Annotated in this window: 10 protein-coding genes; 1 reads left to right on the top strand and 9 read right to left on the bottom strand. The window is 64.5% G+C overall.

The annotated features are described in order from the left end of the window. Positions 1-108 precede the first annotated feature (108 nt). Entirely contained in the window at positions 109-2,685 is a 2,577-nt protein-coding gene (clpB, locus tag DFO50_RS01035; RefSeq protein WP_028498041.1) for an ATP-dependent chaperone ClpB, read from the bottom strand. Between the two features lie 132 nt (positions 2,686-2,817). Further along, on the bottom strand, positions 2,818-4,839 hold the full coding sequence (locus DFO50_RS01040; protein ID WP_028498042.1) for a methyl-accepting chemotaxis protein: 2,022 nt from the start codon (positions 4,837-4,839) through the stop codon (positions 2,818-2,820). 202 nt (positions 4,840-5,041) lie between these two features. On the opposite strand from DFO50_RS01040, the gene DFO50_RS01045 reads away from it, so the two are divergent. Beyond that, positions 5,042-5,884: a DMT family transporter gene (locus DFO50_RS01045; RefSeq protein ID WP_036385088.1), complete on the top strand. Its 843-nt coding sequence runs from the start codon at positions 5,042-5,044 to the stop codon at positions 5,882-5,884. A gap of 60 nt (positions 5,885-5,944) precedes the next feature. Here the strand turns inward: DFO50_RS01045 and flgL are convergent, their stop codons facing one another. From flgL to flgF, 7 genes are all read right to left on the bottom strand, one after another. Then, on the bottom strand, positions 5,945-6,892 hold the full coding sequence (flgL, locus tag DFO50_RS01050; RefSeq protein WP_107888806.1) for a flagellar hook-associated protein FlgL: 948 nt from the start codon (positions 6,890-6,892) through the stop codon (positions 5,945-5,947). 19 nt (positions 6,893-6,911) lie between these two features. Beyond that, the gene (gene flgK, locus DFO50_RS01055) at positions 6,912-8,726 is read right to left on the bottom strand and encodes a flagellar hook-associated protein FlgK (RefSeq protein ID WP_107888807.1); all 1,815 of its coding nucleotides are present in this window, start codon (positions 8,724-8,726) and stop codon (positions 6,912-6,914) included. A gap of 70 nt (positions 8,727-8,796) precedes the next feature. Beyond that, positions 8,797-9,732 (bottom strand): flagellar assembly peptidoglycan hydrolase FlgJ, encoded by a 936-nt coding sequence (flgJ, locus tag DFO50_RS01060; protein WP_051528636.1) that lies wholly within the window; start codon positions 9,730-9,732, stop codon positions 8,797-8,799. Then, positions 9,732-10,841 (bottom strand): flagellar basal body P-ring protein FlgI, encoded by a 1,110-nt coding sequence (locus DFO50_RS01065; RefSeq protein WP_036385090.1) that lies wholly within the window; start codon positions 10,839-10,841, stop codon positions 9,732-9,734. Before DFO50_RS01065 ends, flgJ begins: the two co-directional genes overlap by 1 nt. Further along, positions 10,841-11,539 (bottom strand): flagellar basal body L-ring protein FlgH, encoded by a 699-nt coding sequence (locus tag DFO50_RS01070; RefSeq protein WP_028498048.1) that lies wholly within the window; start codon positions 11,537-11,539, stop codon positions 10,841-10,843. The genes DFO50_RS01065 and DFO50_RS01070 overlap by 1 nt, the downstream gene beginning before the upstream one ends. A 239-nt stretch (positions 11,540-11,778) precedes the next feature. After that, positions 11,779-12,561, bottom strand: coding sequence for a flagellar basal-body rod protein FlgG (flgG, locus tag DFO50_RS01075; RefSeq protein ID WP_028498049.1), 783 nt, complete (start codon positions 12,559-12,561; stop codon positions 11,779-11,781). 54 nt (positions 12,562-12,615) lie between these two features. After that, positions 12,616-13,362 carry a flagellar basal-body rod protein FlgF gene (flgF, locus tag DFO50_RS01080; protein WP_028498050.1) on the bottom strand — a complete coding sequence of 249 codons (747 nt, stop codon included), beginning with the start codon at positions 13,360-13,362 and terminating at the stop codon, positions 12,616-12,618. Between the last annotated feature and the right edge of the window lie 14 nt (positions 13,363-13,376).

Here is a 13,376-nt window from a genome sequence, read left to right on the forward strand (position 1 = left end):
GCGGACAACCCGACCGCACGATGAGTCTAGACGGCTTCTTCCCGCGGTGACAAATCCGGCGCAAGAGCGGCGGATGCCACGGACAAAATCCGTGGCATCCGCGCCACTTCAGTCGAAGTGCAGCTTGCCGTCCTTCGCGTCGACCACGATCACCGCTTCCGGCAGGTACTTGCCGGCCAGGATCGCTTTTGCCAGCGGGTTTTCGATCTCGCTCTGGATGGCCCGCTTCAGCGGTCGCGCCCCGTATACCGGGTCGAAGCCGGCTTCGGCGATCAAGGCCAGTGCGGCGTCGGTCACCTGCAGGTTCAGGTCCAGCTTCGCCAGACGGCGTTCCAGCAGCTTCAGCTGGATGCCGGCGATCGACTTGATCTGGCTGGAATCCAGCCCGTGGAACACCACCACCTCGTCGATGCGGTTGATGAACTCGGGGCGGAAATAGGTCTTCACCTCGGCCATCACCGCCAGCTTGATCAGTTCGTAGTCGTCCTGCTCCATCGCCTGGATCTGCTGGCTGCCAACGTTCGACGTCATCACGATCACGGTGTTCTTGAAGTCGACGGTCCGGCCCTGGCCATCGGTCAGCCGGCCATCATCCAGCACCTGCAGCAGGATGTTGAACACGTCCGGGTGCGCCTTCTCGATTTCGTCGAGCAGGATCACGCTGTACGGCTTGCGGCGAACCTGTTCGGTCAGGTAGCCCCCCTCTTCGTAACCGACATATCCCGGTGGCGCACCAATCAGGCGGGCGACCGAATGCTTCTCCATGTACTCGGACATGTCGATGCGGATCAGGTGATCCTCGCTGTCGAACAGGAACGAGGCCAGCGCCTTGCACAGTTCGGTCTTGCCGACACCGGTCGGGCCGAGGAACAGGAACGAGCCATACGGCCGGTCCGGATCGGACAGACCCGAGCGCGAACGGCGGATCGCGTCGGACACCGCCCGCACCGCCTCATGCTGGCCGACCACGCGGGTATGCAGCACGTCTTCCATCCGCAGCAGTTTGTCGCGCTCCCCTTCCAGCATCTTGCTGACCGGGATGCCGGTCGCCCGGCTGACCACCTCGGCGATTTCCTCCGCGCCAACCTGGGTCCGCAGCAACTGGTTTGGCCGCTGCAGGCTGCCCTCGCCCTTTTCCGCCGCTTTCAGCCGCGACTCCAGCTCCGGCAGCTTGCCGTACTGCAGCTCGCTGGCCTGGCCAAAATCGCCACGACGCTTGGCATCCTCGATCTGGTTGCGCAGCTTGTCCAGTTCGTCCTTGATCGACTGGGTGCCGACCACCTGGGCCTTTTCCGCCTTCCAGATTTCCTCGAGGTCGGAGTATTCCTTGCTCAGCCTGTCGATTTCTTCCTCGATCAGCTGCAGGCGCTTCTTCGAGGCCTCGTCGGTTTCCTTCTTGACCGCCTCGCGTTCGATCTTCAACTGGATCAGCCGCCGGTCGAGCTTGTCCATCGATTCCGGCTTGGAGTCGATTTCCATCTTGATCCGGCTCGCCGCCTCGTCGATCAGGTCGATGGCCTTGTCCGGCAGGAAGCGGTCGGTGATATAGCGGTGCGACAGCTCGGCCGCCGCGACGATGGCCGGGTCGGTAATGTCGACGCCATGGTGGATTTCATACTTTTCCTGCAGACCGCGCAGGATGGCGATGGTGTCCTCCACCGACGGCTCGTTGACCATGACCTTCTGGAAGCGGCGCTCCAGCGCGGCATCTTTCTCGATGTACTTGCGGTATTCGTCCAGCGTGGTGGCGCCGAGGCAGTGCAGTTCGCCGCGCGCCAGCGCCGGCTTCAGCATGTTGCCGGCATCCATCGCCCCTTCCGCCTTGCCGGCGCCAACCAGGGTGTGGATCTCGTCGATAAAGATCAGCGTATTGCCTTCATCCTTCGACAGTTCCTCCAGCACGCTCTTCAGCCGCTCCTCGAACTCGCCGCGGTACTTGGCGCCGGCCAGCAGCGAGGCCAGGTCGAGCACCAGCAGGCGCTTGTTCTTCAGCGACTCCGGCACTTCGCCATTGACGATGCGCTGGGCCAGCCCCTCGACGATGGCGGTCTTGCCGACGCCCGGCTCGCCAATCAGTACCGGGTTGTTCTTGGTACGCCGCTGCAGCACCTGGATGGCACGGCGGATTTCATCGTCGCGACCGATCACCGGGTCGAGCTTGCCTTCGCGCGCGCGTTCGGTCAGGTCCATCGTGTACTTGGCCAGCGCCTCGCGCTTGCCTTCGGCATCCTGGCTGCCGACATTCTCGCCACCGCGCACTGCGTCGACGGCGGCGACCAGTGCCGCTTTCTGGCCGCCGAACTGCTTCAGCAGCCGGCCGGCCTCGCCCTTGTCGTCCGCCAGGGCCAGCAGGAACAGCTCGCTGGCGATGAACTGGTCGCCACGCTGCATGGCGGCCTTGTCGGTCAGGTTCAGCAGGTTGCCCAGATCGCGGCCGACCGTGACTTCGCCATCGTTGCCGCTGACCTTCGGCAGGCGCGCCATCGCGTCCTTCAGCGCCGGCTTCAGCGCGCCGACGTTGACGCCGGCACGCGCCAGCAGGCTGACCGCGCCGCTGTCGGCATCGTCGAGCATGGCGGCGAACAGGTGGACCGGCTCGATGGCCGGATTGTCATTGGCGAGCGCCAGACTTTGCGCGTCGGCGATCGCCTGCTGGAATTTGGTTGTGAGTTTGTCAAAACGCATGACTGCCCCTTTCAACAACGGATGACCGATACATGGGTAGGGTTTTCGGGCATTTCAAGGCCACGGGCAGCGATCTGCCGCACAAACAGGCAAACCGGGCCCGCCATGCACCCGGCCCGGCCTGCCTTCATGCTAGACGCGAAACTGTTCGACTTCCGAGCGCAGGTCGGCGGCCAGCCGTTCCAGTTGCCGCGCGGTGCTCGCGGTGTAGGCCGCAGCGGCATCGTTCTCGCCCGCCATGCGCACCACACTGTCGATACGGGTACCGATATTGCGCGTGGTCTGTGACTGCTGGTCCAGGCAGGCGTTGATATGGTCGATGATCTCCGCCACGCCCACCACCTGGGCACGGATGGCGTTCATGGTCTCGCCCACCCCGTGCGTGGTCTGCACCCCGCTCTCGACCTGACGCACCGACTGGCGCATCACGCCGGCGGCCTCTTCGGCCGACTGCTGGATCGCGGCAATCATGCGTCCGATTTCCACCGTCGCCTGCCCCGAACGTTCGGCCAGCTTGCGTACCTCGTCGGCAACCACGGCAAAGCCGCGTCCCTGCTCACCGGCGCGCGCCGCCTCGATCGCCGCATTCAGCGCCAGCAGATTGGTCTGGTCGGCAATGTCGCGAATCACTTCGACGATGGAGCGGATCTCCTGTCCACGTGCCTCCAGCCCTTCGATGGTGGTGGTGGCATTGCCCAGCGCCTCGGCGATGCGACCGACCTCGGCCACGGCAGTGTCGATCGCCGTCTGGCCGGATACGGCCGCATCAGCCGCCGCACGCGATGCCCCCATCGCGCGGCTGGTCTCGCCGCAGATGGTGTCGTTGTCGGCATTCAGCTGGCTGACGGCGGCGGACATCGCCTGTGCGGCGTCGTTCTGCTCCCCGGCCCCCCGAGCCAGTTGCTCGGCATTGTCGGCCATGCCGTGCACGGCTGTGCTCATTTCCCCGGTGCCCTGATGCGTCGCCACCACCGCCTGGCGGAACGACCCGAGCAGGCCGTTCAGCGCCCGGGCAATGTCGCCGATCTCGTCACGTCGCGACTCCGGCAGCCGCTGACCCAGATTACGCTCGGCCCCCATTTTTGCCACGGCATCGACCAGCTGGCGTACCGGGCGGGTGACCAGGAAACGTGCCGACAGTGCAACCGACAGACCGACCAGCAGCAGCATGACCAGCGCACCGCCGGCCACCCAGCCGAGCATGGCCCGGTTGTCGGCGGCCAGCTCATCGACCCGCTCCATGCTGACCAGCGTCCAGTGCCAGTCCGGATAGCTGGCGTAGCGCACCAGATGCTCGCCCCCCTCGGCCAGCGTGACACGGGTTTCACCGTCCTTGCCCAGCAGCGGGGCGTAGACCGGCTGGCCGTCGACATCCTTGTCGCCGAGCGCGGATTCGCCCATCCGCGTCGGATGCTGCAGGAAGTGGCCGCGCTGCCTGTCTTCGCCGGCGTCAATAATGGCCAGCATGCCGCTGTCGCCTATCCTGACCTTGCGGATGCGGGCCAGCAGTTCGGACATGCCGAGATTGACGTCGATGCCGACCTGGGTCGCACCGATGACCTTGCCGCTGCCGTCGCGCAGCGGGTTGTAGCTGGTGATGTACGGCTTGCCGTAGAACGCGTCCTGGCCGACATACGGCGAGCCGTCGAGCAGACGACGCCAGGCCGGATCGCCATGCGGCATTTTTTCACCGAGCGCACGACCGCCATCGTCCTTCAGCAGCGAGGTCGACACCGACACGAAGTCGTCACCGTCGCGCACATAAATGGTCGACACATTGCCGGTGCGCAGCAGAAAGCGGTCGACCTGCTCGCTCTGGTTGTTCAGCAGATGGCCGCCCAGGGTCAGACCCGGCGCCTGACCGCCAGCGGGCAGTGCCACCGCCTGGCCACTCAGCGCAAACACGCCGGACAGCTCGCTCTGGAACGCGCGGTCGAATTGCTGGGCCGACAGCTTCAGCGCCCGGTGATAGGCATCGATCATGTTCAGTGCGTCGCTGACCAGCTGGGTCTGCACTTCGCCGGAGCGGCGCAGCAGCAGGCGGTCCATCTGCACCGACAGGACGGCGACCGCCGCACCGATCAGCACCGCCAGCAGCAACATCTGCACGACGATCAACTTGCCACCGATGCGTAAACGGTTGAGTGGATACATCGGCGTTTCTCCCTGATTTGTTATGGGTTTTATGGCACGGGCACGGCCGGGCAGCGAAAACGGCCGCGTCCTGTGCGGTGGACAGCAGTATTGACGTTTGAATAAGACATGCGCAACTAGAGACTGTATGTTTGTGTCGCTATTGCGGATGACAGCCCATTGCCGCTACGCTGGGCGGCCGTCATATCCACTATCCAATCCCATGCAGAACCGATCCGCCCGACTGTATGCCGCCGCCGCGATCCTGATCTGGGCATCTCTTGCCGCCCTGGGCGTCAAGCTCGCTCATCTGCCGCCGTTCCTGCTGGTCGGTGCCACGCTGACCTTTGCCGGCCTGATCACGCTGCCGACCCTCCGTCAGTGGCGAGTGCCGGCTTCGACCTTCGCCATCGGCGTCGCCGGCCTGTTCGGCTATCACTTCTTCCTGTTCGTCGCCTTCCGCAATGCACCACCGGTCGAAGCCAATCTGCTGAACTACCTGTGGCCGCTGCTGATCGTGCTGCTGGCGCCGCTGCTGCTGCCTGGCACCCGGCTGACCCGCCGCCATCTGCTGGCGGCCGCCACCGGCTTTGTCGGTGCCATGCTGGTCGTCAGCAAAGGACATGCCGGATTCGATAGCAGTTATCTGGGTGGATATGGCGCCGCCGCTTTTGCCGCGCTGCTGTGGGCCAGCTATTCGCTGCTGACGCGCCGGGTGCCGCCGTTCCCGACCGCGGCGGTCGGCGGGTTCTGCCTGGTGTCCGGCCTGCTGTCGCTGAGCTGCCACTTTCTGCTCGAACCGGCCACGCCGCTGCAGGCTGGCGATCTGCCCTGGATCCTGCTGCTCGGCGCCGGGCCGATGGGCGGCGCCTTCTTCCTGTGGGACAAGGCGATGAAAACCGGCGACGCCCGCGAGATGGGCCTGATGGCCTTCCTGACGCCGCTGCTGTCCACGGTCATCCTGGTGCTGGCAGGTGGCGGCACGCTGGACAGCTGGGCACTGGCTGGCGGGCTGCTGATCGTCGGTGGTGCACTGGCAGGCACACGACCGACGGCCAGCGCCTGAGACAGGCATGAAAAAACCGGCCATGGCGGCCGGTTTTTCTGATGGCAATCCCGGGCGGGATTACAGGTAATTCAGCAGCGACAGGCCCTGGGTCTTGGTGAACGCCGCCATCGAGCCCTGCAGGGCCAGCTGGGCCATGGCCATGTCGCTGACCGCCTTCGGCAGGTCGAGGTCTTCGAGCTTGCTCAGCGTCGCCGCATAAGCAAGCGACAGGTCGCCGTTGCCATTGCGGGTCGCCTCGGTTTCATTCATCCGCGAACCGACAGCGGCATTGGCCGTGGTCACCCGGGTCATCGCGCTGTCCAGGCCGCCAATGGCGCTCTGCAGGTCGGCCGTGAAGTTGTAGCCCGGGGTGTCGGTTCCGAGCTGCAGGGCCTTGTGCAGGGTATTGACCGCATCAAACAGGCTACCGCCGCCTACCGAGCCGAACACGCTCGGACCGGTATCGGTCACCGGCACCTGCCGCGTGGAGGAGATCGGAATGGTCTTCTGGCCGTCATTGCCGTTATAGGTGACGTTCCAGCTGTCCCAGGTCATGCCGCCGCTGGTATTGGACACTTGCTGCGACACATACGGCGGCGTGGTCGAGTTGGTGCCGGAGAACAGGTACTGACCATTGCCGTCGACCTGGTTGGACGCGCCGATCAGCTGGCCGAACATGCCCTGCAGCTGGGCGTCGATCTGCTTCAGGTTGGCCGCGCTGTTCTGGCCGCTGCCGGCCTGGATCGCCAGCGTCTTGATCTGCGAAATCAGTTCGGTAGTCGACTGCATCGCTTCGTCGCTGAAACTCAGCGCCGAATCGGCGGCATTGGTGTTCTTGATGAACTGCTCGTTGCGCCCGTCAGCCTGACGGATGTCGAGAATGCGTGAGGCCGCGACCGGATCATCGGACGGCGTGTTGACCCGCTTCATGGTCGACAGTTGGGTCTGCATCTGGCTCTGCAGCGCCTGCTGGTAGCTGACGTTGCTGCCACCGAGAATATAGTTGGTTGCCGTACTGATACGCATGATTCATTAGCTCCCGCTATTAGCCGCCGACCGCATTCAGGATGGTGTCGAACAGCGTCCCGGCGGTCTGGATCACCTTGCCGGATGCCTGATAGGCCTGCTGGTACTTGAGCAGATTGATGGTTTCTTCATCCAGGTTCACGCCGGATACGCTTTCCCGCGCCAGCGTCACCTGCTTCAGCGAGTTGGTTTGCGCATCGTTCATGACCTTGGTTTCATTGGTGATGCTGCCGACCGAGGTCACCGTCTGGCCCAGCGCGCCCTGAAGGGTCATGGTGCCGGTAGCGCTGCCATTCGTGCCCTGCACCAGGTTGGCGGTCTGCAGGTTGGTGAACTCCAGCAGGTTGCTGTTGTCGGCTTTCTCGGTAAAGCTGGTGTTCTTGCCGAGCTGGAACGTCCCGCCACCGGCCAGTGTGCCGTTCATGGTGAGGTTGACGCCGGTCTCCTCGGGCGGGGTGCCGTTGCTCATGATCTTGTAGCCGCCGGTCACGCCCGGGCGGGCGACAACGGTATAGCCGCTGTAGGCCGCCGGCGCAGAGATGCTCAGGCCGGTCGCCGTGTAGTTGATGGTCAGCGAGGCGGTGCCGGCCATCAGGTCGTCGGCCAGGGTGTTGTCCTGGGCAGTGGCGCGGCTGATCGAGGTGGCGCTGACCGTGGCGGCGCCGGTCGTGCCGGTGGCCTTCAGCGGCGATGCGGCAGCAATCTTGTCCGGCTGGGTAATGGCCAGCGACAGCGCGTTGATCGCGTCGCTCTCGAAGGCCGAGCGGGTCGCATCATCCATGCCGCCATTGGCGAACGTCTTGCTGTAGCTGTCGAGCAGCGCCGCGTTGGCAGCCGGCGTCGCCGCACTCCACGGCGGGAAATTGAAGTTCAGCGTGAACATGTCGGTACCCTGGGCACCATTCTTGTCCAGACCGGCCTTCTGCTGATTGTTGAAGTTGATCGCCATGCCGAGCGCCGTGGCGCCGAGCTCTTCCTGCGACTGCACCAGCGTCTTGCGCACGCTGAGCGCGCCGCCGAGCGAGCCGCCGGTCAGCAGGTCGGACGGCAGGGGCGAACCATCCTTGTAGCCGATCTGCAGATCCTTGCCCGAGCCCGGCATCACCTGCAGCTCGAACGGGGTCCCGCCGAGCACCATGCTCTGGCCGCTGCCGATGAACACGTTGACCTTGCCGCTGTCACTCGGCACCGACGAGGCTTTCACGTACTTGTTCAGTTCGGTGATCGCCTGGTCGCGCTGGTCGATCAGGTCCAGCGGCTGCTGGGTATCGCCCTGCCACAGCTGGCTGATCTGCTGGTTCAGCGACGCAATCTGCTTGGCCAGCGCATTGATCTGGGTAACCGACGACTTGACCTCGGTATTCACGCCATTGCGCAATTCCTCGATCCGGTCATTGGCGGCCTTGAAGCTGTTGACCATCGACGACGCCTGGTCGAGCATCGCCTGCCGCGACGGCACCGAGTTCGGGTCGGTCGCCAGGGTCTGGATCGCGCTGAAAAAGGTCTGCAGCTGGCTGGACACGCCGGTCGACGAGTTGGCCAGCGTGGAATCGAGCTGGTTCAGGTAGCTGAGCTTGCTGCTGTAATAGTTGCTCGCCGAGGTCGCCGTCTGCACCTGCTTGTTGAGAAAGCCGTCGTACACCCGGCGCACATCGGTCACCTGCACGCCGTTGCCCGGATAGCCATAGCCAGCCGATTGCGGGTACAGGGTCTGCTGGATGATGTCCTTGCGGGTGTAACCAGCGACGTTCATGCCGTTGATGTTCTGCCCGGTGACGCTCATGCCGGCCGCGGCCGAATTCAGGCCGGACAGACCAATGTTGAAGAGGCTCATAATGGACTCGGTCTTTCTCGTATGACTGTTCTATCGACCGCGCAAACGCACTCTTGACCCGGATTGCGGATCAGGAACGGGTGCCGGTCGCGACGCGGGCCAGCTTCTCGGCGTAGGCCGGGTCGGTGGCATAGCCGCCGCGCGCCAGGCCGCGGGCAAAACTCACCGCGTCGGCGCCGGTATTCAGTGCGCCGGCGTAGCGCGGGTTGTTCTGCAGCAGTTTCGCGTAGTCGGCAAACGCTTCGCCGTAGTTGTCGTAGGCACGGAAGCGTTCGACCTTCTTCTTCGGCGAGCCGTTTTCGTATTCGGTGGTGACGATGTCGGTGGTCTTGCCCTGCCAGCTGCCACCGGCCTTGATGCCGAACAGGTTGTGGCTGTTGCTGCCGTCGGCATTGCGGATATTGCGCTTGCCCCAGCCGGACTCCAGCGCGGCATGGGCGACCACCAGGTTCGGCGTGACGCCGAGATTTGCGGCAGCCTGGCGCGCATGCGGTGCAATCTGCTGGACAAAGTCCTCGCGGCCGACCGGAGCGGCCAGCGGGGCTTCCAGCGCGTCGAGCGCTCGCATCGGCTCGTAGCGCTTTTCCTCGCCCTGGGCGCGGCTCAGCGCGGCCTGCAGTCGCGGCGAAATCACCGAATTGAACTTGACCGGCTCGGCATTGCGCGTGACCGGCGCATCGGCATCGGCAGCCTGGCCGGACGCCTTCAGGATCTGCTGGTACAGCGCCTCGCCAAGCCCCATGCCACTGCCCTTGGCCATTGTCTGTGCCAGTTGCTGGTCGGCCATGCCGCGGTAGGTGTCCAGCGCATTGCTGTCCTCCTCGCCGTCGAAGCGGGTCTCGCGCATGGTCTTCAGCAGGGTCTGCAGGAACAGCGCCTCGAATTCGGACGCCGCCTTGCGCGCGGCGACCTTCGGGTCATCCTTGGCCAGGACCTTCAGGTTGCCCAGCCGCTGGGTATCGTAGGCCAGGCTGACATCGGCCTGGCTGATCGGCGTCGACGCCATCAGATCACCTCCAGTTCGGCACGCAGTGCGCCGGATGCCTTCATCGCCTGCAGGATGGACAGCAGATCCTGCGGCGTGGCGCCGACCGCATTCAGCGCGCGCACGATCTCGTTCAGGTTGGTACCGCGCGGCACGCTGACCAGACGACCGCCATCGCTCTGGATGCTGGTACTGGTCTGGTTGGTCGTGGTGGTCTGCCCCTGGCTCAGCGCATTCGGCTGGCTGACTTCCGGCGTCGACTGTACGGTAACCGTCAGGTTGCCGTGGGCGACGGCGCACGGTTCGACGCGCACGGTCTGGTTCATCACCACCGAGCCGGTCCGCGCGTTGACGATCACCCTGGCCACCGGCGACGACATCGCCACATCCAGGTTTTCCAGCTTGCCGAGGAAGGCGACGCGCGCATTCGGGTCGGCCGGCGCCCGCACGTCGATGCGGCCGGCGTCGACGGCGCGGGCCACCGAGCCCATCGCCCCGTTGATGGCATTCACCACCCGGCTGGCATTGCTGAAATCGGCGGTCTTCAGCTCAACCGCAACGATATCGTTCTGGCCGACGGTGGTCGGCACTTCGCGCTCGACCGTGGCACCGTTCGGGATGCGACCGCCATTCAGCTGGTTGATCTTGGTACTGGAACCGCCGCCACCGGCGCCGGCGCCACCGACCATGATATTGCCCTGCGACATGGCATAGATCTGCCCGTCGGCGCCCTTCAGCGGTGACAGCAGCAGCGTGCCGCCGCGCAGGCTCTTGGCATCGCCCATGGCGCTGACGACGACGTCGATCTGCTGGCCCGAGCGCGCAAACGGCGGCAGTACCGCCGTCACCATCACGGCGGCGGCGTTCTTCGGGTCGATCTTCTGGTCCGGCGGCACCATCACGCCGAGCTGGTTCAGCATGTTCGACATCGACTGGCGCATGAACGGTGACGAGTTGGCCTTGTCACCGGTGCCGTCGAGACCGACGACCAGGCCATAGCCAACCAGCTGGTTGACGCGCATGCCGCCGATATTGGCGATTTCTTTCAGCCGTTCGGCGTGAACGGCCGGGGTCGCCAGCACGATGAGCGCCAGCGACAGGGAAGCGAGGAGGCGGGAGGCGTGGGTCATCAGAACGGCGAAATGGTCAGGAAGAAGCGGGTCAGCCAGCCAGGCTGCGAGAACAGGTTGTTGTTGCCCTGGTTCTGCTGCTCGACGCGGGCGTCGGCCAGGCGGGTTGACGAGATGTAGTAGCCCTGCTGCAGGCCACGGTCACGCGAATACGGCTTGATGTCGCGTGGATTGACCACGCCGGACAGGCGGATGAATTCGAGTTCGCCGTTGATGCGCACCTGCTTTTCGCCACTGATCGACAGGTTGCCGTTCGGCAGCACGTCGATGACCGTCGCGGTGATGGTGGACATGAAGCTCGACGACGCCGCCGCCTGGCCACTGCCCTTGCTCGATGCGCTCAGCGAGCCGGAGGTGTTCAGCGGATTCAGGTACTCGTTGGAGAACGGCAGGTTGAAGCCCGGGATGTTCATCTTGGCGTCGACGCCCTTGCTGCCCTGCGACGATTCCTGCTGCTTGGTCGTGGTCGATTCCTCGATCACCACCGTCAGCGTGTCGCCGACCTGGCGCGGGATGCCTTCCTCGAACAGCGGCCGGTTGCCGGCAGCCTGGAAAATCGCGCCGTTGCTCGGCCGCGACAACGGCTGCTGCTGCGGACGCGCCGTCAGCGGTTGCTGGACGATGCTGCCGGGCGGCAGCGCGCACGCGGCAAGCAGCGCGCATACGGCGCCGGTGGTCAGGGAGCGGCAAATGTTCATTCGGATACACTTCACAAGGCAAACCCGGAGATTGTCGCGCAACTCCAAGTCGCTGACAAACCTCGCCTTCCTGCCCGTGCACGGGCCGGCGGCGATGCCGGGATTGAGGAACATGACGGGGAACAGGCCCCGTGGCGGCCGGTTTCGGCCACGCGAACGGGTCGCGTGGCAAAACCCTTCCTCTGCTTTGTCGACCATCCGGCCCGCCGGTTTAGGCGGCAGCCGCAAAAAAAACCGGATCAGAGCTGCGCCAGACGCTGCAGCATTTCATCGCTGGTCTTGACGCCGCGCGAGTTCAGTTCGTACGAACGCTGCGCCTCGATCATGTTGATCAGTTCTTCGGTCACGTTGACGTTACTGGCTTCGAGATAGCCCTGCATGATCGTGCCCAGACCATCTGCCGTCGGGTTGCCGGTCGTCGGCGTGCCGCTGGCAGCGGTTTCCAGATACATGTTGTTGCCGATCGACTCCAGACCCTGCGGGTTGATGAAGTCCGAAATCTGCAACTGGCCGATCTGCTGCGGCGCCGTCTGGCCCGGCATTTTCACCGTCACGATGCCGTCGCTCGACACCGAGAAGTTCTGTGCGCCCTGCGGCACGGTGATCGCCGGGTCGACCAGGAAGCCCAGCGACGTGACCAGCTGGCCCTGATCGTTGGTGTGGAAAGTGCCGTCGCGGGTATAGGCGATGGTGCCATCCGGCTGCTGGACGTTGAAGAAGCCGCGGCCGTTGATGTCGAGGTCGAAGCTGTTGGACGTCTGCTGCGGGTTGCCCTGGGTGAAGATCCGCTCGGTCGCGACCGGCGTGGCACCGGTACCGACCAGCAGGCCGGTCGGCAGCATGGTGTTCTGCGAACTCTGCGAGCCCGGCTGGCGCACGACCTGGTACATCAGGTCGTTGAAGTTCGCCCGGCCCTTCTTGAACGCGGTGGTGTTGGTGTTGGCCAGGTTGTTGGTCACCACATCGAGCTTGAACTGGCTCGAATCCATCCCGGTCTTGGAAATATAGAGGGAGCGTAGCATCGGAATCCCCGGCAAGCGCGCCGTTGCCGGACGCGCTCACTGTATTAAGCGGTTTTAGTTGTTCACGGACATCAGTTGCGTGGCACGCTGGGCGTCCTGGTCGGCAGTCTGCATCAGCTTGACGCTCATGTCGAAGTGACGCGCATGGCTGATCATCTTGGTCAGCGAATCGACCATGCTGACATTGCTCTGCTCGATGACCCCGGTCTGCACCCGCACGCCGTCGTCGGCCTGGGCCGGCTGGCCGTCATTGCGGCGGAACAGACCGTCGGTCCCCTTGTAGAACTCGCCGTTGGTCTCGCCGACCAGCTTGATGCGGTCGAGGATATCCACCGTGCGCGGGGTCTGGTCGGTCTGCACCGACGACACCGTGCCGTCCTCGCCGATCATGATCTTGGTGTTCTGCGGCACGGTGATCGGGCCGCCACCCTCGCCAAGGATGACCCGGCCCAGCGGCGTGCGCATGATGCCGTTCTCGTCGACGACGAAACCGCCGCCCCGGGTATAGGCTTCCTGCCCGGTCGAGTCCTGCACCGCAAACCAGCCCCGCCCCTTGATGGCGAAGTCCTGGTCGTTGCCGGTGGTCATCATCGCGCCTTCGCTGCTGTCGTGACCGATGGTCGAATCGACGCTGTACGCCCGTGTCGGCGTCCCGTCGCCGACGACCGGCAGCGCGCGGAACGCGCTGAGCTCGGCCTTGAAGCCCGGCGTATGCACATTGGCCAGATTGTTCGCCGTGACCTGCTGTTGCAGTTCCACATGCTTGGCGCCATTCATGGCGATATACAGCATCTTGTCCATGCGTCAGATCCGCT

It is taken from the genome of Microvirgula sp. AG722, assembly GCF_003269145.1.
GTDB classification, from domain to species: domain Bacteria; phylum Pseudomonadota; class Gammaproteobacteria; order Burkholderiales; family Aquaspirillaceae; genus Microvirgula; species Microvirgula aerodenitrificans.

Coding starts and splice junctions, on each gene's coding strand:
- clpB (WP_028498041.1), bottom strand. CDS start 2,685: ATGCGTTTTGACAAACTCACAACCAAATTCCAGCAGGCGATCGCCGAC.
- DFO50_RS01040 (WP_028498042.1), bottom strand. CDS start 4,839: ATGTATCCACTCAACCGTTTACGCATCGGTGGCAAGTTGATCGTCGTG.
- DFO50_RS01045 (WP_036385088.1), top strand. CDS start 5,042: ATGCAGAACCGATCCGCCCGACTGTATGCCGCCGCCGCGATCCTGATC.
- flgL (WP_107888806.1), bottom strand. CDS start 6,892: ATGCGTATCAGTACGGCAACCAACTATATTCTCGGTGGCAGCAACGTC.
- flgK (WP_107888807.1), bottom strand. CDS start 8,726: ATGAGCCTCTTCAACATTGGTCTGTCCGGCCTGAATTCGGCCGCGGCC.
- flgJ (WP_051528636.1), bottom strand. CDS start 9,732: ATGGCGTCGACGCCGATCAGCCAGGCCGATGTCAGCCTGGCCTACGAT.
- DFO50_RS01065 (WP_036385090.1), bottom strand. CDS start 10,841: ATGACCCACGCCTCCCGCCTCCTCGCTTCCCTGTCGCTGGCGCTCATC.
- DFO50_RS01070 (WP_028498048.1), bottom strand. CDS start 11,539: ATGAACATTTGCCGCTCCCTGACCACCGGCGCCGTATGCGCGCTGCTT.
- flgG (WP_028498049.1), bottom strand. CDS start 12,561: ATGCTACGCTCCCTCTATATTTCCAAGACCGGGATGGATTCGAGCCAG.
- flgF (WP_028498050.1), bottom strand. CDS start 13,362: ATGGACAAGATGCTGTATATCGCCATGAATGGCGCCAAGCATGTGGAA.